Annotated in this window: 26 protein-coding genes and 2 tRNA genes; 14 read left to right on the top strand and 14 right to left on the bottom strand. The window is 72.3% G+C overall.

The annotated features are described in order from the left end of the window. Window positions 1-19 precede the first annotated feature (19 nt). Window positions 20-859 (top strand): enoyl-CoA hydratase/isomerase family protein, encoded by an 840-nt coding sequence (locus ACPPVX_RS17420; RefSeq protein WP_426571844.1) that lies wholly within the window; start codon window positions 20-22, stop codon window positions 857-859. Window positions 860-947: 88 nt separating this feature from the next. Then, window positions 948-1,022, top strand: a tRNA-Gln gene (locus tag ACPPVX_RS17415). A gap of 58 nt (window positions 1,023-1,080) precedes the next feature. On the opposite strand, the gene ACPPVX_RS17410 is transcribed toward ACPPVX_RS17415, so the two are convergent. Beyond that, on the bottom strand, window positions 1,081-1,320 hold the full coding sequence (locus tag ACPPVX_RS17410; RefSeq protein WP_426571843.1) for a hypothetical protein: 240 nt from the start codon (window positions 1,318-1,320) through the stop codon (window positions 1,081-1,083). 351 nt (window positions 1,321-1,671) lie between these two features. On the opposite strand from ACPPVX_RS17410, the gene ACPPVX_RS17405 reads away from it, so the two are divergent. The 3 genes from ACPPVX_RS17405 to ACPPVX_RS17395 all read left to right on the top strand — a co-directional run bounded on the left by ACPPVX_RS17405 (window position 1,672) and on the right by ACPPVX_RS17395 (window position 3,956). Then, window positions 1,672-1,747 (top strand) — tRNA-Glu (locus tag ACPPVX_RS17405). A 158-nt stretch (window positions 1,748-1,905) separates the two neighbouring features. After that, window positions 1,906-2,850 (top strand): rhomboid family intramembrane serine protease, encoded by a 945-nt coding sequence (locus ACPPVX_RS17400; protein ID WP_426571842.1) that lies wholly within the window; start codon window positions 1,906-1,908, stop codon window positions 2,848-2,850. 53 nt (window positions 2,851-2,903) lie between these two features. Beyond that, a complete protein-coding gene (locus tag ACPPVX_RS17395) occupies window positions 2,904-3,956 on the top strand; it encodes a YhjD/YihY/BrkB family envelope integrity protein (RefSeq protein ID WP_426571841.1) in 1,053 nt (350 codons plus the stop codon). Between the two features lie 10 nt (window positions 3,957-3,966). Here ACPPVX_RS17395 and ACPPVX_RS17390 read toward each other — a convergent pair whose 3' ends face one another. The 11 genes from ACPPVX_RS17390 to ACPPVX_RS17340 form a co-directional block, all read right to left on the bottom strand. Next, window positions 3,967-4,551 (bottom strand): hypothetical protein, encoded by a 585-nt coding sequence (locus ACPPVX_RS17390; protein WP_426571840.1) that lies wholly within the window; start codon window positions 4,549-4,551, stop codon window positions 3,967-3,969. 35 nt (window positions 4,552-4,586) lie between these two features. After that, window positions 4,587-5,279, bottom strand: a complete 693-nt coding sequence (locus ACPPVX_RS17385; RefSeq protein ID WP_426571839.1) for a YdcF family protein — start codon at window positions 5,277-5,279, stop codon at window positions 4,587-4,589. Window positions 5,280-5,281: 2 nt separating this feature from the next. Then, entirely contained in the window at window positions 5,282-6,700 is a 1,419-nt protein-coding gene (gltX, locus tag ACPPVX_RS17380) for a glutamate--tRNA ligase (RefSeq protein WP_426571838.1), read from the bottom strand. A 90-nt stretch (window positions 6,701-6,790) separates the two neighbouring features. Continuing rightward, window positions 6,791-7,654 carry an alpha/beta fold hydrolase gene (locus ACPPVX_RS17375; RefSeq protein WP_426571837.1) on the bottom strand — a complete coding sequence of 288 codons (864 nt, stop codon included), beginning with the start codon at window positions 7,652-7,654 and terminating at the stop codon, window positions 6,791-6,793. A 34-nt stretch (window positions 7,655-7,688) separates the two neighbouring features. Then, window positions 7,689-8,336: a PAQR family membrane homeostasis protein TrhA gene (gene trhA / locus ACPPVX_RS17370; RefSeq protein ID WP_426571836.1), complete on the bottom strand. Its 648-nt coding sequence runs from the start codon at window positions 8,334-8,336 to the stop codon at window positions 7,689-7,691. A gap of 99 nt (window positions 8,337-8,435) precedes the next feature. Further along, window positions 8,436-9,395, bottom strand: a complete 960-nt coding sequence (locus tag ACPPVX_RS17365; RefSeq protein ID WP_426571835.1) for a CDP-alcohol phosphatidyltransferase family protein — start codon at window positions 9,393-9,395, stop codon at window positions 8,436-8,438. Further along, complete coding sequence (locus ACPPVX_RS17360) at window positions 9,392-10,072, bottom strand: phosphatidylserine decarboxylase (RefSeq protein ID WP_426571834.1); 681 nt, start codon at window positions 10,070-10,072, stop codon at window positions 9,392-9,394. Before ACPPVX_RS17360 ends, ACPPVX_RS17365 begins: the two co-directional genes overlap by 4 nt. Window positions 10,073-10,157: 85 nt before the next feature. Then, on the bottom strand, window positions 10,158-10,694 hold the full coding sequence (locus ACPPVX_RS17355) for a hypothetical protein (protein WP_426571833.1): 537 nt from the start codon (window positions 10,692-10,694) through the stop codon (window positions 10,158-10,160). A gap of 260 nt (window positions 10,695-10,954) precedes the next feature. Then, window positions 10,955-12,607 (bottom strand): citramalate synthase, encoded by a 1,653-nt coding sequence (cimA, locus tag ACPPVX_RS17350; RefSeq protein ID WP_426571832.1) that lies wholly within the window; start codon window positions 12,605-12,607, stop codon window positions 10,955-10,957. Continuing rightward, entirely contained in the window at window positions 12,597-13,514 is a 918-nt protein-coding gene (locus tag ACPPVX_RS17345; RefSeq protein ID WP_426571831.1) for a branched-chain amino acid transaminase, read from the bottom strand. The genes cimA and ACPPVX_RS17345 overlap by 11 nt, the downstream gene beginning before the upstream one ends. 77 nt (window positions 13,515-13,591) lie before the next feature. Then, window positions 13,592-14,572, bottom strand: a complete 981-nt coding sequence (locus ACPPVX_RS17340) for a 3-isopropylmalate dehydrogenase (RefSeq protein WP_426571830.1) — start codon at window positions 14,570-14,572, stop codon at window positions 13,592-13,594. Between the two features lie 260 nt (window positions 14,573-14,832). Here ACPPVX_RS17340 and ACPPVX_RS17335 point away from each other — a divergent pair, with 260 nt between their 5' ends. Together ACPPVX_RS17335 and ACPPVX_RS17330 are read left to right on the top strand one after the other, a co-directional pair. Then, window positions 14,833-15,489, top strand: a complete 657-nt coding sequence (locus ACPPVX_RS17335; protein ID WP_426571829.1) for a hypothetical protein — start codon at window positions 14,833-14,835, stop codon at window positions 15,487-15,489. Between the two features lie 46 nt (window positions 15,490-15,535). After that, window positions 15,536-16,009: a GreA/GreB family elongation factor gene (locus ACPPVX_RS17330; protein ID WP_426571828.1), complete on the top strand. Its 474-nt coding sequence runs from the start codon at window positions 15,536-15,538 to the stop codon at window positions 16,007-16,009. A 23-nt stretch (window positions 16,010-16,032) separates the two neighbouring features. On the opposite strand, the gene ACPPVX_RS17325 is transcribed toward ACPPVX_RS17330, so the two are convergent. Continuing rightward, complete coding sequence (locus tag ACPPVX_RS17325) at window positions 16,033-17,403, bottom strand: acyl-CoA dehydrogenase family protein (protein ID WP_426571827.1); 1,371 nt, start codon at window positions 17,401-17,403, stop codon at window positions 16,033-16,035. A 143-nt stretch (window positions 17,404-17,546) separates the two neighbouring features. On the opposite strand from ACPPVX_RS17325, the gene ACPPVX_RS17320 reads away from it, so the two are divergent. Then, window positions 17,547-18,443 carry an alpha/beta fold hydrolase gene (locus ACPPVX_RS17320; protein WP_426571826.1) on the top strand — a complete coding sequence of 299 codons (897 nt, stop codon included), beginning with the start codon at window positions 17,547-17,549 and terminating at the stop codon, window positions 18,441-18,443. A gap of 11 nt (window positions 18,444-18,454) precedes the next feature. Further along, complete coding sequence (locus ACPPVX_RS17315; protein WP_426571825.1) at window positions 18,455-19,564, top strand: hypothetical protein; 1,110 nt, start codon at window positions 18,455-18,457, stop codon at window positions 19,562-19,564. 6 nt (window positions 19,565-19,570) lie between these two features. On the opposite strand, the gene ACPPVX_RS17310 is transcribed toward ACPPVX_RS17315, so the two are convergent. Continuing rightward, the gene (locus ACPPVX_RS17310; RefSeq protein ID WP_426571824.1) at window positions 19,571-20,791 is read right to left on the bottom strand and encodes a beta-ketoacyl-[acyl-carrier-protein] synthase family protein; all 1,221 of its coding nucleotides are present in this window, start codon (window positions 20,789-20,791) and stop codon (window positions 19,571-19,573) included. A 21-nt stretch (window positions 20,792-20,812) separates the two neighbouring features. On the opposite strand from ACPPVX_RS17310, the gene ACPPVX_RS17305 reads away from it, so the two are divergent. Genes ACPPVX_RS17305 through ACPPVX_RS17285 form a run of 5 tightly spaced genes read left to right on the top strand, consistent with a single transcriptional unit; the run spans window position 20,813 to window position 24,670 of the window. Further along, window positions 20,813-21,547, top strand: coding sequence for an SDR family oxidoreductase (locus ACPPVX_RS17305; RefSeq protein WP_426571823.1), 735 nt, complete (start codon window positions 20,813-20,815; stop codon window positions 21,545-21,547). A gap of 57 nt (window positions 21,548-21,604) precedes the next feature. Next, window positions 21,605-21,847: an acyl carrier protein gene (locus ACPPVX_RS17300; RefSeq protein ID WP_426571822.1), complete on the top strand. Its 243-nt coding sequence runs from the start codon at window positions 21,605-21,607 to the stop codon at window positions 21,845-21,847. Between the two features lie 6 nt (window positions 21,848-21,853). Beyond that, window positions 21,854-22,774 carry a class I SAM-dependent methyltransferase gene (locus tag ACPPVX_RS17295; protein ID WP_426571821.1) on the top strand — a complete coding sequence of 307 codons (921 nt, stop codon included), beginning with the start codon at window positions 21,854-21,856 and terminating at the stop codon, window positions 22,772-22,774. A 10-nt stretch (window positions 22,775-22,784) separates the two neighbouring features. After that, window positions 22,785-23,495, top strand: coding sequence for an SDR family oxidoreductase (locus ACPPVX_RS17290; RefSeq protein ID WP_426571820.1), 711 nt, complete (start codon window positions 22,785-22,787; stop codon window positions 23,493-23,495). Continuing rightward, the gene (locus ACPPVX_RS17285; RefSeq protein ID WP_426571819.1) at window positions 23,495-24,670 is read left to right on the top strand and encodes a beta-ketoacyl-[acyl-carrier-protein] synthase family protein; all 1,176 of its coding nucleotides are present in this window, start codon (window positions 23,495-23,497) and stop codon (window positions 24,668-24,670) included. Before ACPPVX_RS17290 ends, ACPPVX_RS17285 begins: the two co-directional genes overlap by 1 nt. The last annotated feature ends 29 nt before the right edge of the window (window positions 24,671-24,699 follow it).

Below are 24,699 nucleotides of genomic sequence, written 5' to 3'. Positions count from 1 at the left end.
ACCCAGAGGAGCACCACCCGTGTCCACGCCGTCGTCCGAACTCCCCCTCACCGACCAGGTCCAGCACCGCGTCGACGAGCGGGGCATCGCGTACATCACCCTCAACCGGCCCGACGTGAAGAACGCCATCAGCCCCGACCAGCGCGACCGGGTCATCGCCCTGCTCCGCGAAGCCAGCACCGACCTCGGCGTGCGGGCCGTGGTGCTCGGCCACACCGGCGACGCCTTCTGCACCGGCGCCGACCTGCGCGCCAACCGCCCGCCTGCGCCCCGCCCCGACGACGCCCCCGCCCGCGGTGTCGGCGAGGTGGCCAAGATGATCCGCGAGGGCGCCCAGGCGCTCATCGCCGCCATCCTCGACTGCGAGAAGCCGGTCATCGCCGCGGTGAACGGAACCGCGGCCGGCATCGGCGCCCACATCGCCCTGGCCTGCGACCTGGTCGTGGCCGCCGACGGCGTGCGCTTCATCGAGGTGTTCGTGCGCCGGGGCCTGGTTCCCGACGGCGGTGGCGCCTACCTGCTCCCCCGCATGGTCGGCGTGCGCCGGGCCAAGGAGCTCCTGTACTTCGGCGACGACCTCAGTGCCGCCGAGGCCGCCGAGCTCGGGCTCATCAACAAGGTCGTGCCCGGCGGCGAGCTCGATGCCGCGGTCGAGGAGTGGGCCGCCCGCCTGGCCGTCGCCCCCACCCGAGCGCTGGCGCTCACCAAGTGGCTGGTCAACACCTCGCTCGAGAGCGACCGGACCACCGCCTTCCAGAACGAGGCCGTGGCCCAGGAGCTCAACATGAGCACCGTCGACGCCAACGAGGGCGTGGCCGCGTTCATCGAGCGCCGCAGCGCCGCCTACCGGGGCTGGTAGCCGCTCACCCCCGGAGCCCCGAAGGCCTGGTGGCGGCAACCGTTTTTCCATGGACGGGGCCGTGTTCTAGAGTCTTCTGCCTGCCCGTTCGGGGGTGGTGTAATTGGTAACACAGCAGCTTCTGGTGCTGCCTTTGGGGGTTCGAGTCCTCCCCCCCGAGCCAACGAAGTGCGCACGGTGCCCAGGCCCTCGGCCTGGGCACCGGCGCGTTCGGGCCGCGATCAGCGCGTCGGGCGGCCACCGCGGTGACCGGAGCGCTGGCGCAGCGCGTTCGGTGGCGCTGAACGCCCGTGCAGGTCCTTGGGCGCGGCCACGTCGAGGTGGTGGTCGACCGAGGGAGCGTCTCCGCCCGCTCGGCGGTCGGCCCCTGGAGGGCGGGTGCCCTTGGGCGTGGTCCGGCCCGACGGGCCGGACGGGCCGGACCGGGAGCGCTTCTTGGGGGATCGGTGGTTCGCAGGCATGGGGGATCCTCTCGGGGGATCGGGCTCGGTCCGAGGTGGTGCCGAGCCGGGTGGGTTCGGGCGACCGGTGGCTCCTGCAGCTCGCCGGGCGGCCGGCGCGGACGCGCGGCGAGGTCGACGAGCCGGTCGGTGGAGGCCGGTGGGGGTCGACGGGGCGGGGGCCGCACGTCGACAGGGGCACGCTCGGGCGTGCGGGCTCGTCACAGCAACATGGTCGTGAACGTAGGCGTCGGCCCCGCACCCGGACAACGGATTTACCGGCCCCCGGCCCGGGCGCCCCATCGGCGCGGCGATCCAAGTCGCTTGGAGTCGGCTCGGTGCGAGGTGCTAGAAATGACCGCTCAGCACCTGGCCCCCATCGTCTAGCGGCCTAGGACACCACCCTCTCAAGGTGGCGGCACGGGTTCGAATCCCGTTGGGGGTGCCACGAGCGAAGCCCCTGGTGAACGCCCCGACCGCGGACGTCCACCAGGGGCTTCGCCGCGTCTCGGCCCCATGCGCGCTGCCGGCCGGGCCCCACCCCCCATCGGCCCTGGCCAGCGGGACGAGCGGGGGACGATTCGGCGCACCGCTAACCTCGCCTGCATGTCCGGCCGGTACTCGTTCTCGCTCCCCGAACCCCGTCAACGAGACGGCTGGTTCCGGATCGGGACCCTCGACATCACCACCACGGTGCTCGTCGCGCTCGTCAGCCTGGCGTCCATGCTGCTGTACGCCATCGATGCCGAGCTCACGATGAAGGGCGCGTTCATCTCGGAGCTGGTCCGCAACGGCGAGGTCTGGCGGGTGTTCACCTGGCCGCTCGTCAACCCCCCCACCATCTGGGGCCTGATCGAGATCGCCCTCTTCTGGTACTTCGGCAACATGGTCGAGGAGCAGATGGGCCGCAAGCCCATGGCCGTCCTCCTGGCCTGCATGACGGTGATCCCGGCGGCGTTCGTCTCGCTGCTGAACGCGTCGAACGAGGGCGGCAACGGCCAGTGGGCCGCGTACTCGTTCTCCGTCGCCGTCTTCGCCGTGGTGCTGTTCACCCTCTTCGTCCTCGACAACCCGAACGCCCGCTTCTTCTTCGGCATCCCGGGCTGGGTCATCGCCGCGGCCATCGTGGGCATCGAGGTGCTGCAGCTGGTCAGCGTGCGGGCCTGGGCCCAGCTCATCCTGCTGGGCCTGGTGATGGCCATCGGCTGCTTCGGCGCCGCCCAGCGGGGCCTGCTCTCCGAGTTCGAGTGGATCCCGCGGTCCAAGCGCCTCGCGGGCAGCACGCTGTCGCCGTACGGCTCGCCCAGCTCGGCCAAGCAGAAGTCGGGCCGGTTCGGCCGCAAGCGCGCCAAGCCGAAGCGCACCACCAACGCCGGCCCCTACGGCGAGGTGGTCTCGGGACCGTGGTCGCAGACCGGTGGGCCCACGCCGTTGGAGCAGGCCGAGCTCGACGTGCTGCTCGACCGCATCAGCGCCGGCGGCATCGACTCGCTCACCGCCGAGGAGAAGGCTCGCCTCAACGCGCTGAGCAAGCGCATGCGCGACTCCTGACCCGAGTCGGGCGAGCGGCCCTACCGTGAGCATGCCGACGATCCGAGCGGGCCATGGACCCAGACCACCCCACCGACCACAGCGAGGCGCCGCCCCCTCCTGAGGAGGCCCGGCCCACGCGCACGGCCCGGCTCCGCCAGCAGGCCACCGAGCTGGGCGAGCGCGCCGCGACCGAGCTGGAGCAGCGGCGGCGCAAGCAGCCCCTGGTGGAGCTGGCGGTCACCTACTACGACCGTGACAAGGAGGCCATCGCCTCGGTCCTGGGTGCCGCGATCGCCCTGCGGCTCTACCTGTTCATCATCCCGGTGGTCGCCATGATCGTCGGGCTGGCCATCGCCCTGCTCGGCAAGGACAGCGTCGACCGCGCCCTGACGAGCAACGGCATCTCCGGCACCCTGGCCCACGACATCAGCTCGGCGGCCTCGGGGTCTCGGGGTGCGGGCCTGGCCCTGTTCATCGTGGCCCTCTGGCTGACGCTGTGGGCCGGCCGCAGCCTCACCAAGGTCCTGGCCGCCAGCGCCGGTCGCGCCTGGCGCATGGACGCCAAGGAGACGAAGGCCACCATGATCGCCACCGGGGCCATCACCGGCACGGTGACGCTCATGTTCGGCGCCACGTTGGTGCTCAACCGCCTCCGCGACAAGCACGGCTTCGCCGCCGACACCACGTCGTGGGCCGTCACGGGGGTGCTGTTCGCAGGCGCCTGGTTCCTGGTGACCTGGGCCCTCCCCCGCAAGACCACCGATCCGGGGGCGCTGCTGCCCGGCGCCGCGTTCATGGGGGTCACGCTCACCGCCCTGCAGTGGTTCATGCAGTTCTACCTGCCCGACAAGATCACCCGGGCCAACGAGTTCGCCGGCCAGCTGGGCATGTCGATGGCTGCGCTCGGTTACCTGTTCCTGATGGGCCGGCTGATCGCGGTGAGCTTCGTGATCGACGCCGTGGTGTTCGAGCGGCTCGGCAGCCTGTCGCGCCTGGTGTTCGCCGTGCCGGTCATCCGGGCCATCCCCCGGCGCTACCCGGCGGTCGCCCGGTTCTTCGACCTGAACCCGAGCGCCGAGGCGGACCCGGGCTCGCCGCCGGCCAGCCCGGCCGCGCCGGCGTGACGGCGGAGGGTCAGACCAGCTCGTAGAGGGTGGGCGCCCGGCCCGGACCGCTGTGGTTGGCGTCGGGCCCGGTGCTGACGACGCGGCCCTCGGCGATCAGCTCGTCGACGGCCTTGCGCACCGTGACGGGCGAGCCGCCGCCGGCGCGGTCGGCCACCTGCGCCAACGTGAAGCGCTTGGGCATCTGGAGGGCGACGGCCTTGATCTGGGTCATCGGCACCTGGGGCGCCCGGGGAGCAGCCGGCCCGCTGTCGGGCCGGGCGGAGGCGCTGCGGCGGCCCCGGGTGGGGGTGACGGCGAAGCCGGCCTGGGCCAGCGTGTCCGAGGAGACGCCCAGGGCCGAGAAGGCGGCGGCGGGGATGCCCTCGGCGTCGGCGTAGGCCTTGGCGTGCACGACGAACTCGTGCTCGATCCCTGCCGCGTCGGTGGCCTGGGCCCGCTCGCGGGCGGCGGCCGCGTGGAGCCGCTCGATGGGGTCGGTGGCGGCCGCGAACGCGGCATCGGCAGCATCGACCGCGTCCTGGTCGATGGCCGTGCTGGGGTCGTCGACCCAGGCCAGGTAGCGGCGGACGGCGTTCTCAGGAGAGTTGCTCACGGCGAGATGCTACCGAGGCACCCGGCGCGACGAGCTCAGGAGTCGAGGCGCTCCAGCCGGCGGTAGCCCACCAGCCGCCCCAGCGAGACGGCTGCGGTCTCCCGGATGAGCGATCGCAGCGAGGGCGTGCCCTGCGACGGCGAGGTGGACGCGGTGATGCCCACGTCGGCGGCGATGCCGTCGAGGCGCTTCGAGGTGGCCGGGCCCGACACGAGCAGCACGTCGTCGACGCCCTCCTCCCGCAGGAACCGCGCGGCCGCCGCGACCGACTCGTAGGTGGTGCGCCCCTGGACCTCCTTGCGGATGGCCCGGTCGGGTACGCCGTGGGCCCGCAGGTAGTTGTACCCAGCGGTGGCCTCGGTGTAGCGGTCCCCCTGCTGGCGGCCGCCCGTGACGACGATCAGGGGCGCCTTGCCGGCGTCGTAGAGGGCCAGGGCGTGGTCGAGGCGGTTGCGCAGCACCGGCGACGGCTTGCCGTTGTACTGGGCCGCGCCCAGCACGATGATGGCCTCGGCCTTGCGGGCCCCATCGGTGCGGCTGGCGCTCCAGACCTGCACGAACGTGCCGCCGACGTAGAGCACCAGCAGCGCCAGCAGCCCGAGCGCGACCCACAGCGTGCGGCGGCCCCACGAGCGCCGTCGCCGGGACGAGGGGGCACCCGGTCCGTCCCCGATCTCAGGACCCGCGACCGCCTCCATCTCGGCGGTGTCGCGGTCGGAGATGCTCATGGTCAATCGAGCTTGCCCTGCATGGCTCGGAGCCGGTCGATCGTGCGGGCACGACCGAGGACGGCGAGCGACTCCCACAGCGGCGGACCGACGGTGCGGCCGCTGATGGCCACCCGCACCGGTCCCTGGGCCTTCGAGAGCTGCGGCTCGCCCTCGGCGTTGACGATCCCCGCATCCACCGCGGCCGAGCGGACCGCAGCCTCGATCTGGTCGGGCACCCAGCCATCGGCGGGCAGGGCGTCGAGCCGGGCGACGGTGGCCGCCAGCATCTCGGGGACGGCCTTGCCCTTGGTGACGGCCTTGGTCCACGACGCCTCGTCCATCACCGGCTCGTCGACGACCAGGAACTCGATCATGGGCTCGACCTCGGCCAGCGTGCGGACGCGCTCCTGCACCTCGACCGCCATCGACCGCAGGGCCTCGACGGCCGGCTCGCCGAGCGCCAGGAACGGCGTGGCCCGGTCGATGAACTCGTCGACCGGCAGGGCTCGGATCTTCTCGGCGTTGACGAAGGTGAGCTTCTTCTGGTCGAAGAACGCCGGCGAGGCGTTGACGTCTTCGAGGCGGTAGCGCTCGACGATCTCCGCGATGGGCCGCACCTCGACGCCGTCGTCGGGGCCCCAGCCGAGCAGGGCGAGGTAGTTGACCATGGCTTCGGGCAGGTAGCCGCGATCGCGGTAGTCGGCCATGGAGACGTCGTCGCGGCGCTTCGACAGCTTCTTGCGCCCCTCGTTGACCAGCAGGGGCATGTGGGCGAACGCCTCGGGAGCGGTCAGGCCGAGCGCCCCGAGCAGCAGCAGGTACTTGGGCGTGCTGTTGACGTGGTCCTCGCCGCGGATCACGTGGGTGATGCCCATGTCGGCGTCGTCGAACGCGTTGGCCAGCAGGAACATGGGCGCGCCGTTGCTGCGCTGCACCACGAAGTCCTCGATGTCGGCGTTGGCGAAGGAGATCTCGCCGCGGACCAGGTCGGTCCAGCCGGTCCGGCCCTCGCGCGGCGTGCGGAACCGCAGTGCCCGGCCGGGGCCGGGCTCGAGGCCGCGGTCGCGGCAGAAGCCGTCGTAGCCGGGCTTGCCGCCGGCCTCCTTGTTGCGGGCCTGCACCTGCTCGCCGGTGCACTCGCAGGGGTAGACGGCACCGTCGGCCAGGAGCTTGGCCGCCGCCCCTGCGTAGAGGTCGTGGCGCTCGCTCTGGCGCGGCGGGGTGTTGTCCCACTTCAGCCCGAGCCACTCGAGCATGTCGAGCACGTTCTGGATCAGCTCGGGCCGGTCGCGCTCGGCGTCGGTGTCCTCGATGCGCAGGAGGAACTCGCCGCCCGTGTGGCGGGCCACGAGCCAGTTGGCCAGCGCCGAGTGCCCCGATCCGACGTGGAGGAAACCGGTGGGAGAAGGAGCGAAGCGGACGCGAACGGGGGAAGGCACGCTGGCCAGGTTACCGGCGCCCCTCCGACCGCCCCTGGCACTATCGCTGACCTGCGGTTCCGCTCGATCCGGTCCTCCGGGCCCGGCCGGTCAGGCGGGCGCGTCGGCCAGGTGCTCGAGCAGCAGCGTCACCACGTCGTCGGCCGCCTCCTCGGGGGCCCAGTGGCTGACCCCGTCGAGGACCTCGTAGCGGTAGGGGCCGTCCACCTCGGCGGCGGTGGCGCCCGCGGCCGTGGGGCCGAACACCGTGTCGGCATCGGGGTACACGTACATCGTGGGCGAGGTGACCGGCCCGACCTTGGCCGCATCGGTGGGATCGGCTCCCCGGTACCAGTTGAGCATCCCCACCATGGCCTCGGGCGTGGCCGCCCGGGCGACGTAGTGGGCGGCATCGGCGGCCGCCATGCCGGTCCCCTGGAGGCCGGCGAGGAGCACGGCGCCGTCATCGGCCAGGAACGCATCCTCGGCCCCCGGCGCCCGGAAGAACTCCAGGTAGGCCGACTTGGCGGCCTGATCGTCGCCGTCGTCGCCCGGCCCACCGTCACGGGCGGCCTGCAGCGCCCGAGGGTGCGGGGTGGCCACCACGGTGAGGGTGAGGATCCGTTCGGGCTCCCGGCCGGCGGCGTGCCAGGCCGCGACGCCGCCCCAGTCGTGGCCGACGAGGTGGAAGCGCTCCCAGCCCAGGGCGTCGGCCAGGCCGAACACGTCGTCGACGAGCGCCTCGATAGCGAACGCCGATGCCTCGGGTGGGCGGGCGCCGGGCGAGTAGCCCCGGAGATCGGGCGCCACCGATCGGTAGCCGGCATCGGCCAGAGGCGGCTGGATGAAGCGCCACGCCCACGACGACTCGGGGAAGCCGTGGAGGAGCAGCACCGGCGCCCCCTCGGCCGGGCCCCAGGCCACGGCATCGAACTGGTACGGACCGACGGTCAGCTGAAGCTGCTCTGCACCCATCGGGCCGACCCTAGGGACCAGACCGCCAGCCTGCTCAGCCGGCTCGCACCAGCCCGGCGTTGGCCACGAACAGGACCACCCCGGCGGCGATGCCGAAGGCGTGCCACACCTCGTGGTAGCCGAACCACCGCTCCGACAGGATCGGCTTGTGCAGGGCGAACAGGATGGCCCCGAGCGTGTAGAGCACGCCGCCTGCGGCGATCAGCGCCAACGTGCCGGGCCGGTGCCACATGGCCGGCAGGATCACGATCCCCGCCCAGCCCACGATGATGTACATGGCGCCCCCCAGCTTGGGGAACCGGTCGAGCCAGAAGATCTTGAAGGCCACCCCGCCCAGGGCGCCGGCCCACACGGCCACCAGCGCCGGCCACTTCCAGGTCCCGTGGACGCCGAGCACCGCGATCGGGGTGAAGGTGCCGGCGATCAGGATGAAGATCATCGAGTGGTCGAGGCGCTGCATGATCCGCCGGGCGCGGGGCGACTTGGCGAACACGTGGTAGCTGGAGCTGGTCAGGTACAGGAGCGCCGACGCCAGGCCGTAGATCCAGGCCACGGCCCGGGCCCGGGCGGTGGGCGCCGTGTCCACCAGCCAGATCAGGCCGACGAGCGAGGCGAGGAACGCCAGCTGGTGCAGGCGGCCCCGCAGCAGGGGCCGGGCGGAACTGTGGATGTCGACGCTCATGGCCACCTCCCCGTGGCTGCTCGGTCCCTCCCGATCGGTCGCACCGCGCGGAAATCAACCGGTCGGGCGACGGACCGCACCGGACGGGGGCGAGACCGGTCAGCCATCGGCGTCCTCCACCAGGAAGAACACCGACGGGATGTGGCCGCGGGTGGGCGCGACGGCGTCGGGCCCGAACCAACGGCGCCGCAAGGGCGCCGTGATCCACCCGAGCGGGCACAGGGCGGCGTATCCGTAGAACACGACCAGGCCGGTCGCCTCGGGTGCCAGCACCAGCCCGAGGACGAGCAGCGCCACGACCAGCACCGTGACCCATATGCGGTCCCGGCGAGGCGACGCCAGCCACCGGAACGAGGTGAACCGGAACGACGATGCCATCAGCGCCGCGGGGATGACCGCCAGGGCGACGGGCCCCCACCGGTGCCAGCCGGTGAAGTCGCCGTCGAACGCGAACACCGACGCGATCACCAGGCCGGCGGCGCCGGGGCTGGGGAGCCCGACGAAGTAGCGCTTGTCGGAGAGCGGGTCGATCGTGACGTTGAAGCGGGCCAGCCGATAGGCCGCGCACGCCAGCCAGAAGCAGACCAGCGCCCATCCGCCCAGCCCGAAGTCGTTGAGCGACCACGTCCACAGCAGCACGGCTGGGGCGACGCCGAACGAGATCAGGTCGGCCAGCGAGTCGAACTGCAGGCCGAACGGGGTGATGGCCCCCACGGCCCGGGCGACGGCGCCGTCGCAGATGTCGAACAGCACGGCCACGCCGATGAGCACCGCGGCCAGGTCGAACCGTCCGGACTCGGCGGCCCGGATCGACGAGAAGCCGCACAGCATGTTGCTCAGGGTGAACGCGCTCGGGAGCATGGCTCGGGCCCGGCTGCGAGCGTCGAGGCGGTCGGGTCGGACGACCGCGGCACCGGCGGGCGAGACGAGCCGGAAGTCGTGGTCGCTGTCGACGTGGGTGTGGCGGCTGGCGCCCAGCTGCGACGCGGCGTCAGCGGCCCGGGGCCGGTCCGGGGCGTCGGCACCGCCGACCTGGTCGAGGTCGTCGGTGTCGCTCACGACGAGCCCACCGGGACCCCCGCGGCGACGGGCCAGCGGGCGATCACCGACTCGCCCGCCACGGTCTTGTCGCCCAGCTCCACCTCGATCTGGACGCCGGGCGGGACGAACACGTCCATGCGGGAGCCGAACCGCATCAGCCCGATGCGCTGCCCCGCCGCCAGCTCCTGGCCGACCCCCACGCGGGTGACCACCCGACGGGCGGCCAGGCCGACGATCTGGCGGTAGATGATCGAGCGGTGCTGGCCACCGACGACGGCGTCGACCTGGAGCTCGCTCCGCTCGTTCTCGTGGGCGCTCTCGGCCTTGAAGGCCGCGAGGTACCGGCCGGGGCGGTGGCCGAGCGACACGATCGTGCCGGCCATGGGTGTGCGGTTGATGTGCACGTCGGCGAGCGACAGGAAGATGCTGATCTGCTGCCACACGCCCTCGGGTGCGACCCCGGGCTGCGGGGTGCCCACGTGCATGACCTTGCCGTCGGCGGGCGCCAGGATCACGTCGGGATCAGCCGGTGCGCCCAGGTCAGGCGCCCGGTCGGGGTCTCGGAAGAAGGCGGCCACGGCCACCGGCAGCACGGCCAGGGCGGCCGCCAGCCTCCGACGGCCCGTGGCCGCAGCCGCGGCTGCAGGCAGGGCGCTGGCAGCGATGAACGGCACGCCGTCGCGGTCGATCTTCACACGGGCTTCTGTCGACGGGGGTAGAGGTGGCGCGCAGGAGCGCCAAGGACAGGGTGCCACTTCTCGGCCCACGACGGGCCGCGAGTCACAGCGACAGGAGGGAACGCCAGTCGGCGGCGTGGGCGGAGGCGGCCTCCGCCGGGTTGAGGCGCAGGGTGGCCTCGGGCACGGCGTCGGCCACGGCGCGCAGCTCGGGGTAGTGGTGGGCCGTGAGGTGGACGCCCTCGAAGCGGCGGGTGCGCTCGGTGACCAGCTCGGCCGGTGCGGCGTCGTCGAGGAAGCCCCAGACGGTGTAGGCCACGCGCAGGTCGTGGACCACCGGGGCCCGGCCGAACAGCGAGGCCCGCTTCAGGGCCACGGCCACACCGCCGGCTTCGACGTCGGCCTGCTGCTCGCCCTTGCCCAGCTTCAGCTCGCCGCGCAGCAGCGGGACGAGGCCCAGCAGGTAGCCCTGGTCGGGGCCGGGGGCGCCCATGCGCCCGGCGTCGACCTCGGGCTGGCCCCCGGTGTTGACCACCTCGGCCGGCCGGTCGGCGTGCCAGTCGTCGTCGCGCCCGGGCGGCGACGAGTAGCTGCGCGGCCGATCGTTGGGCTTGAGGGGGACGAACTCAGGAGCAGCCATATCGCCCGCGACTCTATGCGCAGCCGGATGCCCGGCTCACAACGCCCGAACCGACCGAACAGCCCCGGTCGCGCCGGCACGGAGGACGCGAGGCGATGGGTTCCGAGCGAAGCGAGCCCGGGGGGTTCGGGGGGCAGAGCTTGTGGGAGCCCCCCGATCGAGGGCGCCGGCTCCGCCGGTGCCCGAGCGAAGACGGCGGCGTCAGCCGTTCCTCCAGTTCGAGGAACGGAGCGAGCGCAGCGAGTGCAGTGACGAGAGGACTACTCGGCCGTGTGGAGGAGGCCGTAGACGAGGGAGTCCTCGAGGGCCTGCCAGGCGGCTTGGATGATGTTCTCGCTGACGCCGATGGTGGACCAGCTGCGGCGGCCGTTGGTGGAGTCGATGAGGACGCGGGTGACGGCGCCGGTGCCCTTGGCGGTGTCGAGGACGCGCACCTTGAAGTCGGTGAGGTGCACCTTGGACAGCTGCGGGTACTTGGCGCCGATGGCGGCGCGGACCGCGGCGTCGAGCGCGTTGACCGGGCCGTTGCCCTCGCCGATGCGCCCGATGCGCTCGCCGTCGACCACCAGCTTCACGATGGCCTCGGTGTCGTGGCGGAGGTCTTCGCCCTCGGCCACGATCACCCGGTACGACTCCAGCGAGAAGAACGGGTGGGTCCAGCCCGCCGCCCGGCGCATGAGCAGCTCGAGGGAGCCGTCGGCCGCCTCGAAGTGGTAGCCCTCGTGCTCGAGGCGCTTGAGCTCGTCGATGACGCTGGTGAGCGCCGGCCCGTCGAGGTCGATGCCGATCTCCTTGGCCTTGAGGTCGATGGTGGCCTTGCCGGCCATCTCGGACACGACGAAGCGGGTGCCGTTGCCGACCGACTCGGGGTCGACGTGCTCGTAGGCGTCCTTGCGCCGGGCGATGGCCGACACGTGCAGGCCCGCCTTGTGGGCGAACGCCGACGAGCCGACGTAGGGCGCCTGCGGGTCGGGCGTGAAGTTGACGATCTCGGCGATGCGGTTGCTGGCCGACGTGAGCCGGGTGAGGCGCCCGTCGGGCAGGGTGCGCACGCCCATCTTCAGCGTGAGGTTGGGGATGATGGTGGTGAGGTTGCAGTTGCCGGTGCGCTCGCCGTAGCCGTTGATGGTGCCCTGCACCTGGACGGCGCCGCCGCGCACGCCGGCCAGGGCGTTGGCCACGCCGCAGCCGGTGTCGTCGTGGAGGTGGACGGCCACCTTCACGTCGTCGCGGAAGTGGCGGGTGATCTCGCGCACGACGTGCTCGACCTCGTGGGGCAGCGAGCCGCCGTTGGTGTCGCACAGCACGAGCGTCTCGGCGCCCTCCTCGGCCGCGGCCTCGAGCACGCGCAGGGCGAACTCGGGGTTGTGCTTCCAGCCGTCGAAGAAGTGCTCGGCGTCGAACAGGACCCGAACGCCTGCGGCGTGGAGGAAGCGCACGGAGTCCGAGACCATGGCCTCGCCCTCGTCGAGCGTGGTCTTGAGGGTCTCGGTGACGTGGAAGTCGGAGCTCTTGCCGACGATGCACACCGCGGAGGTGCGGGCGTCGAGCAGGTTGCGCAGGGTGGGGTCGTCGTCGACCTTCCCTCGGGGCCGGCGGGTGGAGCCGAAGGCCACCAGCGTGGACCGCTCGAAGCGCAGCTCGCGGCCGGCCCGCTCGAAGAACTCGACGTCCTTGGGGTTGGCGCCGGGCCAGCCGCCCTCGATGAAGTGGACGCCCAGCTCATCGAGCTCGTCGGCGATGCGGAGCTTGTCGTCGACGGTGAGCGAGATGCCCTCGAGCTGCGCGCCGTCTCGGAGGGTGGTGTCGTAGATCTCGACCGACTCGGGCAGCCCCGGGTCGCGCGCCGGCAGGTCGTCGACGACCGGCTCGTCGACGTGGGCCTTGGCCTGGGCCTTCTGGTCAGGAGACATGTTCGACCCAGTCCTTGTAGCGGTCGGTCTCGCCGCGGATCGCCTTGTGGTACTCCTCGGCGATGGCGAGGGTCATGGGGCCGGGGCACGGGATCGGGCGGTCATCGACCGAGCTCACGCTCGAGACCTCGGCCGCGGTGCCGCAGAGGAACATCTCGTCGGCGATGTAGACGTCGGACCGCACGATGTTCGACAGCTCGACGTCGATCCCCAGGTCCTTGGCGATGGTCATCACCGAGTGCTGGGTGATGCCCTCGAGCGCGCCGGCGGCGAGCGGCGGGGTGAGGAACCGGCCCTTGCGGGCGACGAACACGTTCTCGCCGGTGCACTCGGCGATGTAGCCCTGCGGGCTGAGCATGATGGCTTCGTCGTAGCCGGCCTTGAGGGCCTCGACCTTGGCCAGCGACGAGTTCACGTAGTTGCCGGTGGTCTTCGAGGCGGGCGGCATGGTGTTGTGGTCGTGGCGCGTCCACGACGAGGTCTTGAGGCGCACGCCCTTGGTCAGGGCATCGTCGCCCAGGTAGGCGCCCCAGGGCCAGCAGGCGATGGAGACGTCGACCGTGCAGGGCAGGGTGTTGAGCCCCATCTCGCCGTAGCCGTAGTAGGCGATCGGGCGGATGTAGCAGCTGGGCAGCCCGCTCTCGCGGACGACGAGCTTGGTGGCCTCGACCAGCTCGTCGACGGTGTACGGGATGTCCATCATCATGATGCGGGCCGAGTTGAACAGCCGCTCGATGTGCTCGGTGAGGCGGAACACGGCCGGCCCCTCAGCGGTCTCGTAGGCCCGCACGCCCTCGAACACGCCCATGCCGTAGTGCAGGGAGTGGGTGAGGACGTGGATCTTGGCGTCGTCCCAGGCGACGAGCTCGCCGTTCATCCAGATCTTCTCGGTGGGCGTGATCGGCATCGGTGTTCCCTTGCTTCGACTTCGGTGGTGTTGGGATGGGCCTGCAGCTCAGCGCAGGCAGGTGGGGAGAGGGGGTGTCAGAGCGCAGCGACGATGGCGTCGCCGATCTCCGGGGTGGAGGCGGTGAGGTCGGTGGCGGCGGCGCAGGCCTTGCGGATGCGCTCGGCGGCATCGGCCTCGTCGAGCACGTCGAGCATCATCGCCGCCGACAAGATGGCGGCGATGGGGTTGGCCTTGGCCTGCCCGGCGATGTCGGGGGCAGATCCGTGGACCGGCTCGAACAGCGACGGCGACGTGTGGGTGGGGTCGAGGTTGCCGGAGCTGGCGAACCCGATCCCGCCGGACACCGCGCCGCCGAGGTCGGTGAGGATGTCGCCGAACAGGTTGTCGGTGACGATGACGTCGTAGCGCTGCGGGTCCTGCACGAAGTAGATGCACGCCGCGTCGACGTGGTTGTAGGCGGTGGTCACGTCGGGGTACTCGGCGGCGACGATGTCGAACACCCGCTGCCACAGGTCGCCCGAGAACGTGAGCACGTTGGTCTTGTGGACCATGGTGAGGTGCTTGCGCGGCCGGCTCTGGGCCAGCTCGAAGGCGTAGCGGATGACCCGCTCGACGCCGAGGCGGGTGTTGACCGACCCCTGGGTGGCGATCTCGTTGGGGGTGTCCTTGCGGAGGAACCCGCCCTCGCCGGCATAGGTGCCCTCGGTGTTCTCGCGCACCACGAGGAAGTCGATGCCCTGCTCGGGGAGGCTGAAGGGCCGCAGGTTGACGTACTGGTCGAGCGCGAACCGCATCTTGAGCAGGAGGCCCCGCTCGATGACGCCAGGAGGCACGTCGGGCGTGCCGACGGCCCCCAGGAGGATGGCGTCGAAGCCGCGCAGCTCCTCGAGCACCTCGTCGGGCAGCACCGTGCCGTCGCGCAGGTAGCGCGCCCCGCTGAGGTCGAAGTCGGTGGTGTCGAGCTCGACCCCCGCCGCGCGCACGACCTTGAGCGCCTCCGCGATCACCTCCGGGCCGATCCCGTCTCCGCCGATCACTGCGATCCGATGTGCCACCACGTGCTCCGTTCCTCTGCGATTCGACTCAACTCGTGACCCCTGGGCGCCGAAGATCCAGGGGTGCTGACAACGACAAAGCCGCCCACCGAAGTGGACGGCTCGAAGGCGCACACCGAACGTTCCGGCGTGCGCTACGCGATGGTGATGACCAAGGCGGGATGCGGCATGCCCGCAAGTCTAGGCGCCCGTCGACGCTCCCCCGCAAGGAACTCCAGCCCGAGTACGGTCGGCCCGACCCACCCCGGAAGGTGACCACGTTGCTGTCCACGTCCTGCGTGCGCTGCGGAGCATCGCTGCCCGCCGTCCCTGCCGATCCGACCCACCCGGACTGGTGCGCGGCGTGCGCGGCACGGGCCCTCGCCTCCCCCGGGACCATGCCTCCCCCGGCCCCGTCGGTCTCGGGCCGCATGAGCCAGGCGCCGTGGACCACGCCTCCCACCACCATGACCCCCGCCGGTGCCTCGGAGCTGGTGATCAAGACCCGGGTCTTCGACGGGATCCTCACCGGTACCGCCACCGCGTTCCTCGCCGGCGTGGCCTGGTGGGCGATCGCCACCAACGTCGACACCGAGTGGTGGCACTTCGGCGCCATCGTCGTCGGGCTCGTCGTGGGCCAGGGCGTCCTCCTCGGCTCGCGCCGCGGCGGTCTGGCCTCGGGGATCATCGCCGTGGTGGTCACCACCCTGGCGGTGCTGGCGGCGGTGTACTTCATCGACCGCACCATCACGCTGAACTCGTTCGCCGACGCCGGCCGCAGCTCCGACATCCCGTTGTGGCAGGGCTTCTCCCACGCCAAGGACGTGTACCAGGGCTGGTGGGACATCAACCACACCAAGGTGATCGGCTGGGCCCTGGCTCCCATCGCCGCGGTGATCGTGGCGGGCTGGCCGGGGCGCCGTCCGCTCGTCGGCTGACCTCCGACGGGATCGGGCCGGGCCCGTCTCTCCTACAATCACGCCCATGAATGACGACCCGATCCCGCTGTCCCAGGCGGCCTACGACCGCATCAAGGCCGAGCACGACGATCTGGTCACGCGCGGCAAGATCGACATCGCCCGCAAGATCGAGGCGGCTCGAGAGCTCGGCGACCTCTCCGAGAACGGCGACTACCACGCCGCCAAGGAGGAGCAGGGGAAGATGGCCGGGCGGATCAACCACCTGGCCAACCTGCTCGAGAACGGCGTCATCGTGGAGTCGGGCGAGTCCGACGCGGTGCAGGCCGGCGTGATCGTCGGCATCCGCTACGAGGGCGACACCGACGTCGAGCGCTACCTTCTCGGGTCGATCGAGGAGCGCGTCGAGGGCGTCGAGGTCATGTCACCCGGATCGGCCCTCGGCACCGCCCTGGTGGGCGCCCGCGTCGGCGACACCGTGGAGTACGAGACCCCCACGGGCGCCAAGCTCAAGGTCGAGATCGTCACCCTCGGCGAGTAGCCACCCACCCGGCGCCGCGTGGGTCAGGCGTTCTTGGGGAGGTCCGAGAACGGGACGTTCTTGTTGTCGCCGGGCTCCTTGGGGAGGCCGAGGACGCGCTCGCCGATGATGTTGCGCTGGATCTGGTCGGTGCCGCCGTAGATGGGCGGGGCCTGGGCGTACAGCGCCGTGGTGGTGACCGCGGTGAGGAACGGGTTGCCCGTGGCCTCGTTGAGCACCTTCTGGGCATCGCCCTCGTAGGCGTGGAGCATGCCGGCCGCCCCCACGATGTGGAGGCCGAGGTCTCGCTGCAGGCGCATGATGTTGCTCATGCCCAGCTTGGAGATGTTGCCGACACCGGGGATGTCCTTGCCGGCCGCACGGGCCGCCTTCGAGCGCTCGGCGGTGTACCGGCCGATCTCGCCGAGCGTGTAGAGCTCGACGAGGCCCTGGCGGACGATCGGGTCGTCGATGCAGCCGTAGTGCTTGGCCATCCCGACGAGCATGGCGGCGCTGCCCGCATCGTTCTTCTTCTTGGCCGGCTTGGGGGCCGCGTCGGCGGCCTCGGCCACGGCCGATGCCGCGGACGCCACGGCCTTCTTGGCCTTGCCCGAGGCGAAGTCTCCCGCGCGCATGGCGAGGTTGCCGGCGATCTGGCCGGGGGTCGCCCCGCCGACGCCGCCACCCGCGCCACCGGCGCCGAGGCCGGCGCGCTCGTGGCCGAGGGTGCTGTTGGCCACGGCCCAGCCGTTGTTGAGGGCGCCGATGATGTTGGCGTCGGCGACCCGGGCCTCGTCGAGGAAGGTCTCGTTGAACATGGCGTGACCGGTCATCTCCCGGAGGGGACGGACCTCGATGCCGGGCTGCTGCATCTCGATGCCGAAGTAGGTGATGCCCTGGTGCTTCGGCAGATCGGGGTCGGTGCGGGCGATGAGCATGCCCATGTCGGCGGTCTGGCCGAGCGAGGTCCACACCTTCTGCCCGGTGACGATCCACTCGTCGCCGTCCTTGACGGCCCTGCAGGTCAGGCCGGCGAGGTCGGACCCGGCGCCGGGCTCGGAGAACAGCTGGCACCAGGCCCGCTGGCCGGTGACGATGTCGCGGACCATGGTGTCGATCTGCTCTTGGGTGCCGTGGTCGGCGATCGTGGGGGCGGCGAGCAGCAGGCCCAGGCCGGCGGGGGCGCCGAGGGCGCCGAACGCGGCGATGTCCTTCTGGATGCGCACGCCGACGCTGCGGGCCACGCCCTTGCCGTAGGCGTTGGTGGGCAGCGTGGGGGCGGCCCAGCCGGCCAGGCCCAGCAGCTCCCACCACTGGGCGACCGTGAGGTCCGGGTCCCAGTTGTCCTCCAACCAGGTGTTGAGCTCCTCGAGGGTGTCCTCGGCGGAATCGGTGGCGGCCAGCGTGTCGGTCATCGGTGTTCCCCTGCGTGTGTTCGTCGGCGCTCCACGGGAGCGCACACCGGCGGTGACGCTACTTGACCCGCGGGTCAAGAAACCATCCACCCGCCGCTCCGGCCCCGTATTCAGGCAGGCTGTGGGCCGCTGATGGGAGACCGATGACGTCGCGACCAGTGGTCGATGCGAACGAAGGCGCCGAGCCGGCCGACGGCGCGGCCCTCGACGCGCCCTGGGTCCCCCCTGGTCAGCCCATCGATCTGCCCGGCCGGGGCACGACGTTCGTGCGCGACAGCGGCGGCCCGCCCGGCGCCCCCGCCGTGCTGCTGCTCCACGGGTGGGCGGTGACCGCCGACCTCAACTGGTTCCCGGCCTACCCCGCGCTGGCGGCTCGGTACCGGGTGGTGGCGCTCGACCACCGCGGCCACGGACGCGGCATCCGGCCGGCCAACGGCATCGTCCGGCTCCCCGACTGCGCCGATGACGCCGCCGCGGTGCTCGACGCGCTCGGCATCGATCGGGCGGTCGCCGTCGGCTACTCGATGGGCGGCGCCGTCGCCCAGCTCCTCTGGCACCGCCACCGCGAGCGCGTGTCGGGGCTGGTCCTGGCCTCCACCGCCCGCCACTTCCAGGGCGGGCCGATCTCGGGCCTCTGGTACCGGTCGTACACGCCGCTCGCCCACGCGGCCCACCGGGTGAACGGGCCCGCCGAGGCGGTGGTGCGGTGGCGGGTCGACCGCCGGGTGCGCGGCAGCGAACGGGCCCGGTGGATGCGCTCGGAGCTGGAGCGGGTCAGCCCGGCCGGCGTCTTGAGCTCCATGCGCTCGGTCGGGGCGTTCCGCTCCAACGAGTGGATCGGTTCGGTCGACGTGCCAACCTCGGTCGTCATCACCACCAAGGACCGCACCGTCCCGGCCTGGGCGCAGCGCCGCCTCGCCGCCGCCATCCCCGGGGCCGAGGCGTTCGAGGTGGCCGGGCCGCACGACTCGATCGTCACCCGCGCCGACGAGTACGTCCCGGTGCTCGCTGCCGCCGTGCGCCACGCAGCCTCCCTCTAGGCTCGGCGCCCATGTCATCGGACCGGCGAGCCAAGCAGCGCCGCCGCGCGGTCCCGTTCTGGGCGGTCCCCCTCGTGGTGGTGGCGGTGCTGCTGGCGGCCGAGGTGGGGGCGCGCATCGTCGGCCCGAACATCCCCCGCCGCTCGGGCTCCGAGGAGCGGGCGTTCATCAAGGCCGATCAGATCTACCGGCGCTCCGGCTCCACCGACGTGGTGATGCTCGGCTCGTCGGAGACCGCGGCCGGGCTGGTGCCTTCCGCGGTGCTGGCCAAGGCGCCGCAGCTCGACGGGGCGTACAACGCTGCGCTCGTCGGATCGAACCTGAAGCTCACCACCGAGTGGGCCGAGCGGGTGGTGCTGCCGCAGCTCCACCCCAAGGTGGTCGTCATCGGGATGCAGCCCAGCGCCGTGCTCGACCTGTCGAAGTCCAAGATCGACCCGTCGCGCAACACCACGCCGGCCTACGAGTCGGCCTTCGACCAGATCGACCCCGGGGGCCTCGGGTCGGTGGGCTGGCACCTCCGCCAGCGCTCGGCCCTCATCAAGTACCGCCCGTACCTCCGCAGCCCCAGCGCCGTCTACCAGGGCGTCAAGGCCACGCTGAAGGGCGGCAAGGACGCCGCCGACCCCACCGACTACCGCCTCGACCCCGACACCGAACAGGACCCCGCCCGGGTCCTCGCGATGACCGGCCCGGACGGGCAGATCCTCGAGTACCACGATGCCTCGCCGCCGATCACCGAGGCCGAGGCGGCCACCGCCGCGTTCTCCCAGGCGTCCAAGTTCCCCACGGACCTCGATAAGCTCCAGAAGCTGGTCGACGCCATCAAGGCCTCCGGGGCGACCCCCGTGCTGGCCATCGCCCCCGTCGACCGCACGACCCTCGAGGTGCAGGGGGCCGACCTCTCGGGCCTCGACGAGATCACGAAGCAGCTCACGCAGTGGGCCGCGGCGCGCGACGTGCCCGTGGTGGACGAGTTCGAGCAGAAGTGGCCGGCCGACTGGTTCCACGACCGCCAGCACGTCGACGTCGCCGGGGCCAAGGCCTGGTCGGCCCGGATGGGAGCGGCGCTCGCCGATCTGTGCGACCAGGGCAAGCTGCCCGAGGCCTGCTCCAAGTAGGGGCCGCTACTGCGGCGCCGGGCCCATCACGACGGTGCCGTTCTGGCCGCCGAGGCCCACCGAGTTGGAGATGCCCAGGCCGGGCTCCCACGGCCGCGGCGCCGAGCCCACCACCACGTCGGCGGTGATCTCGGGATCGGGCGTGGACCACCACTGGGTCTGGGGGATGAGCGCCTTGTCGATGCTGAGCGCCAGGGCGATGGCCTCGAGGCCGCCGGCCGCCGCACCGGGGTGGCCGGTGACGGCCTTGGTGGAGGTGAGCGCCGGTCCGTCGGGCCCGAACAGGTCGACCGCGGCGTCGGACTCCGCCTGGTCGTTGTGCTTGGTGCCGGTGCCGTGGCAGTTGATGTGGCCCACCTCGCCGGGATCGGCTCCGGCCTCGCGCAGCGCCAGGCGCATCGCCCGCCCCAGCCCCTCACCGCGCGGCGACGGCTGGATGAGGTCGTAGCCATCGACGGTGTTGGCGCCGCCCAGCACCTCGGCGTAGATGTGGGCGCCTCGGGCCCGGGCGGCGTCGAGCGTCTCGAGGCGCAGCACACCGGCGCCCTCGGACAGGACGAACCCCTGGCGCTTCAGGTCGAACGGCCTCGACATGGGCTCCTCGGTGTGGACCCGCAGGTTGAGCAGCGACGACGCCATCGGGTCGTCGTCGGGCGTGTCGCCGCTGACCGCGGCCTCGGCGCCACCGCAGTAGGCCACGTCGGCCCGCCCGTCGCGGACCATGCGGAACGCGTCGCCCACCGCGTGGGTGCCCGACGCGCAGCCGCTGGCCAGGCTGTACGTGGTGCCGCGGCTGCCGAGCTGGAAGGCGATGTTGGCGCTGCCCGCGTTGCTCATGGACATGACGCCCGTGAGCAGGTTGACGCCGGCTCGTCCGTGCTCCTGGAAGTCGAGGTACGCCTGGATCAGCGAGCCGGCACCGCCGTTGCCGGTGCCCATGATCACCGCGACGCCTTCCGGGTCGTCGACCGGCGATCCGGCATCTTCGAAGGCCAGCTTGGCGGCCGCCACGGCCACCTGCGAGAACAGGTCGGTCCGCTGCACGGCCCGGCGGTCGAGCCACCGGCGCGGCTCGAAGCCCACCAGCTTGCGGTGGGTGGGACCAGGGGCATCGGTGGTGAGCGCCGCCCAGAAGTCCTGGTGGCCGACGCACGGCCCGCTGAGCACGCCCAACCCGGTGACGACGACGCGCCGGTACGGAGCAGGGGCAGGGGCAGGTGCGACCATGGCCTGGGTTAGCGTAGCGGCGTGCCCGGAGCCGAACCCCTGCCTCCGGTCGCCCTGGTCACGGGCTCGGGCAGCGCCATCGGCCAGGCGTGCCTGCACCGCCTCGAAGCAGCCGGCTTCACCACCGTGGCGGGCTGGCGCAGCACCGATCCGCGCCACTTGCGAGCCGTGCGGTTCGACACCACCGACGCCGAGCAGGTGACCGCCGCGCTGGCCGAGGTGGAGGCCACCCACGGGCCGGTGCACACGGTGGTGGCCAACGCCGGCCACGCCCACCTCGACCTCGCCCTGCGCGTCACCCCCGAGCAGTTCCGGGAGGTCGTCGACACCAACCTGACCGGGTCGTTCCTGGTCGCCCGCGCCGCGCTGGGCCCCATGACCAGGCGGCGAGCCGGCCGCATCGTCTTCATCGGCTCGGTCGCCGGCCACTGGGGCGTCCCCGGGGTCACGGCCTACGCCGGATCGAAGGCCGGGCTGGTCGGCCTGGCCCGGTCGCTGGCCCGCGAGGTCGGCCCCCGGCAGATCACCGTCAACGTGGTGGCCCCCGGCATGCTCGACGACGCCGTCGACCGCATCGAGGCGCACCGGCCCACCAGCGGGGCCGACGATGCCTGGCTGGCCGCCACGCCGGTGGGCCGCGCCGGCACGGCCGACGAGGTGGCCGCCGCCGTGGCGTGGCTGGCCTCCCCGGGCGCGGCCTTCGTCACCGGCACCACGCTCGCGGTGGACGGCGGCTTCGGCATGGGCCTCGGGTAGCACGGCTCCCTGCCGGTCGGCGGCTATCGTGAGCCGGTCCCGATGCCAAGGAGCCCCATGGCCGACAACACCTACCAGTGGGTCTGCGAGCGCTTCGCAGAGGTGCTGGAGATCGATCCCGCAGAGATCACGCGAGAGAGCCGCTTCGCCGACGACCTCGACGCGGACAGCATCGATCTGATCGAGGTGGTCAACAAGGCCGAGCAGGAGCGGGGCATCACCATCGCCGAGGAGCAGCTCTACGACCTCGAGACGGTGGGCCAGCTCGTCGAGCTGCTCGACGCCCAGGCCCCCAGCTAGCTCGTCATGGCCCTCGACGTCGACGACGCTGCCCTGAAGGCGCTCCAAGCCGACAACTTCGACAACCTCAACGAGATGGTCGCGGACTCGCCGTTCGACCGTCACGTGCGGTTCTTCAACTTCGGGTACCGGCCGCTCGGCGACGACCAGCCGGTCGGCCCCGCCCTCGGCGCCGGGTTCCCCAACAAGGATTCGGCCCAGCTGCTGTTCCAGGTGATCGGCGACACCGACCTGGCCGCCAAGCGGGTGGCCGAGGTGGGCTGCGGCCGCGGCGGCAACCTGTGGCTCGTCCGCCGCAGCTTCGGCCCCGCCAGCGTCACCGGTGTCGACATCGCCTACCGCTCCATCGCCTACTGCCGCTCCTCGATGCCCGAGCCCGACGCCCAGTTCGTCGTCGCCGACGCCGAGCGGGTGCCGCTCGGCACCGGGTCGGCCGACATCGTGCTCAGCGTCGAGACGTCGTGCACCTACCCCCGGATCGAGTCGTTCTTCCGGGAGGTAGCCCGCATCCTCACGGTCGGCGGCCACTTCCTCTACACCGACCTCATGCAGGTGGGCCTGATCGAGCCGTTCATCGCCACGCTCACCGCCCTCGGCATGGAGCTCGAGCACCGCCGAGACATCACCCCCAACGTCTCGGCCTCGCGCGACGCCCGGGCCGCCCGCCAGAAGCTCGCCTACGGCACGCGGCCCGACGACGACAGCGCCGCGGTGCTCGAGTACGTGGGCGAGAGCGGGTCCCACCTCTACGAGCTGCTCACCAACGACGAGTACCAGTACACGATCCTGCGGTTCCGCAAGGTGGCCGACATCGAGCCGCCGGCCGGCGATCTCCTGTCGGCCGAGGCACAGGCTGCGGTCCGGGACCTGGCCGAGCTGGCTGTCGAGCTGCTCACCGTCCCCTCCCTCCCGCCCACCTCGGACTGACGGGGCCGGCGTGCGCCGAGCACTCGTGGTGGGGGCCGCCCAGGGCATCGGGCGGGCCACCGCCCACCGGCTCGCCGCCGACGGCCACCGCGTCACGGGCACCTGGCACCGCACCGAGCCGGGCGACGCCGACGGCGGTTCGGGCGTCCCGATCACGTGGGCGCGCTGCGACATCACCGATCCCGCCGCGGTCGACGCCCTGTTCGCGACGGCCGGCGACGACCCCTACGACATCGTGGTCGCCAACGCGGCGGTGGTCCGCGACCGCCTGTCGAGCCGCATGACCGACGACGACTTCGACGCGGTGGTGGCCGTGAACCTGGCCGGCACCTTCCGGGTGGCGCGCGCCGCCCTCGCGCCGATGGCGTCACGACGCTGGGGCCGGCTGCTCATCGTCTCGTCGGTGGGCGGCTGGTACGGCAACGCCGGCCAGGCCAACTACGCGGCGGCGAAGTCGGGCCAGCTCGGCATGGCCCGGGCCCTGGCCCGCGAGGTGGGGCCCCGTGGCGTCACCGTCAACGTGGTCGCACCGGGCGCGGTGCGCACCGAGCTCATCGAGGCCATGAGCCCCAAGCTGCAGGAGCGGTGGCGGCGCATGGTCCCCGCCCAGCGCATGGGCGAGCCCGACGAGGTGGCCGCCGCCATCTCCTTCCTGGCGTCGGATGGCGCGGGGTTCGTGACCGGCGCGCTCGTGCCCGTCGACGGCGGATGGCTGGCCTGATGCGCGCCGGTCGACGGGTGGTGGTGACCGGCCTCGGCCAGGTGAGCGCGTCCGGCACCGACCTCGACGCGTTCTGGAGGTGGGTCACCGCCGCCGACCCGGCGCCCGTCTCCACCCCGGTCACCGGCTTCGACCCTCGTCAGTTCCTCACCACCAAGGCGGTCCGGCGCTCCGACCCGTTCGCCCGCTACGGCGTGGGTGCCGCTCGCCTGGCGCTCGCCGATGCCGCGCTCGAGCCCGGGGCGGTGGAGCCCCGACGGGGCGCGGTGGTCCTGTCCACGGTCTACGGCGCCCTCGAGTCGCTCGAGTCCGAGCGCGACCTGCTGCAGGCCGAAGGGCCCGAAGCGGTCTCCCCGAACCTGCCGGTGGCATCGTGCGAGAACGTGGTGGCCGCCATGGTCTCGGCCGACCTCGGGTGGCGGGGCCCGTCGCGGCTCATCGTCACCGCCTGCGCCGGCGGCACCCACGCCGTGAGCGAGGGCGCCGACCTGGTGGCGTCGGGCCGGGCCGACCTGGTGGTGGCCGGGGGGACTCAGGGCCGGATCACCCCCGTCCTCATGGCGGCCTACACCAACCTGCGCGTGCTCTCCCCCAGCGGCTGGGTGCGCCCGTTCGACCGCCGCCGCGACGGGTTCGTGTTCGCCGAGGGGGCCGCAGCCCTGATCCTCGAACCGCTCGAGGCGGCCCAGGCGCGCGGCGCGCGGATCTACGCCGAGGTGCTCGGCTCGGGCCACACCAACGACGCCGCCTCGCTGGTGAGCCCCACGGGCACCGGCGCAGTGGAGTGCATCGGCGACGCCATCGACGACGCCGGCATCGATCCGGCCGAGGTGGTGCACGTCAACGCCCACGGCACCGGCACCCTGGTCAACGACCTGCGAGAAGCCGAAGCCCTGCACGAGGTGTTCGGCGCACGGCCGCCTGCCGTCAGCTCGATCAAGCGGGTGCTCGGCCACGCCGCCGGCGCATCGGGCGCCTTCGAAGCCGTCGCCGCCGCCCTCACCGTGCACACCGGCGTGGCCCCGTCGCTCGGCACCGACGTCGAGCCCGACGAGGCGCTCGACCTCGACCTCATCACCGGCCCGCCCCGCCGCGTCGGCCCCGGGCCGGTCCTGAGCAACTCGTTCGGCCTCGGCGGCCACAACGGTTGCCTCATCCTCGGCCCCGTCCGCTAATCCAGCCTTCCGGCCTTCCGGCGGGGTCG

The sequence above is a fragment of the Aquihabitans sp. McL0605 genome (assembly GCF_049993875.1).
Classification (GTDB): Bacteria; Actinomycetota; Acidimicrobiia; order Acidimicrobiales; family Iamiaceae; genus Aquihabitans.
Note: the sequence above shows the minus strand (reverse complement) of the source record. Positions and strands in the feature narration are given on the sequence as shown.

Bases quoted from the DNA above. Each gene is read 5' to 3' on its own strand.
- ACPPVX_RS17410 (WP_426571843.1), bottom strand. From the start codon at position 1,320: ATGCCTGCGAACCACCGATCCCCCAAGAAGCGCTCCCGGTCCGGCCCG.
- ACPPVX_RS17400 (WP_426571842.1), top strand. From the start codon at position 1,906: ATGTCCGGCCGGTACTCGTTCTCGCTCCCCGAACCCCGTCAACGAGAC.
- ACPPVX_RS17395 (WP_426571841.1), top strand. From the start codon at position 2,904: ATGGACCCAGACCACCCCACCGACCACAGCGAGGCGCCGCCCCCTCCT.
- ACPPVX_RS17385 (WP_426571839.1), bottom strand. From the start codon at position 5,279: ATGAGCATCTCCGACCGCGACACCGCCGAGATGGAGGCGGTCGCGGGT.
- ACPPVX_RS17375 (WP_426571837.1), bottom strand. From the start codon at position 7,654: ATGGGTGCAGAGCAGCTTCAGCTGACCGTCGGTCCGTACCAGTTCGAT.
- trhA (WP_426571836.1), bottom strand. From the start codon at position 8,336: ATGAGCGTCGACATCCACAGTTCCGCCCGGCCCCTGCTGCGGGGCCGC.
- ACPPVX_RS17355 (WP_426571833.1), bottom strand. From the start codon at position 10,694: ATGGCTGCTCCTGAGTTCGTCCCCCTCAAGCCCAACGATCGGCCGCGC.
- cimA (WP_426571832.1), bottom strand. From the start codon at position 12,607: ATGTCTCCTGACCAGAAGGCCCAGGCCAAGGCCCACGTCGACGAGCCG.
- ACPPVX_RS17345 (WP_426571831.1), bottom strand. From the start codon at position 13,514: ATGCCGATCACGCCCACCGAGAAGATCTGGATGAACGGCGAGCTCGTC.
- ACPPVX_RS17330 (WP_426571828.1), top strand. From the start codon at position 15,536: ATGAATGACGACCCGATCCCGCTGTCCCAGGCGGCCTACGACCGCATC.
- ACPPVX_RS17325 (WP_426571827.1), bottom strand. From the start codon at position 17,403: ATGACCGACACGCTGGCCGCCACCGATTCCGCCGAGGACACCCTCGAG.
- ACPPVX_RS17320 (WP_426571826.1), top strand. From the start codon at position 17,547: ATGACGTCGCGACCAGTGGTCGATGCGAACGAAGGCGCCGAGCCGGCC.
- ACPPVX_RS17315 (WP_426571825.1), top strand. From the start codon at position 18,455: ATGTCATCGGACCGGCGAGCCAAGCAGCGCCGCCGCGCGGTCCCGTTC.
- ACPPVX_RS17310 (WP_426571824.1), bottom strand. From the start codon at position 20,791: ATGGTCGCACCTGCCCCTGCCCCTGCTCCGTACCGGCGCGTCGTCGTC.
- ACPPVX_RS17300 (WP_426571822.1), top strand. From the start codon at position 21,605: ATGGCCGACAACACCTACCAGTGGGTCTGCGAGCGCTTCGCAGAGGTG.
- ACPPVX_RS17295 (WP_426571821.1), top strand. From the start codon at position 21,854: ATGGCCCTCGACGTCGACGACGCTGCCCTGAAGGCGCTCCAAGCCGAC.
- ACPPVX_RS17285 (WP_426571819.1), top strand. From the start codon at position 23,495: ATGCGCGCCGGTCGACGGGTGGTGGTGACCGGCCTCGGCCAGGTGAGC.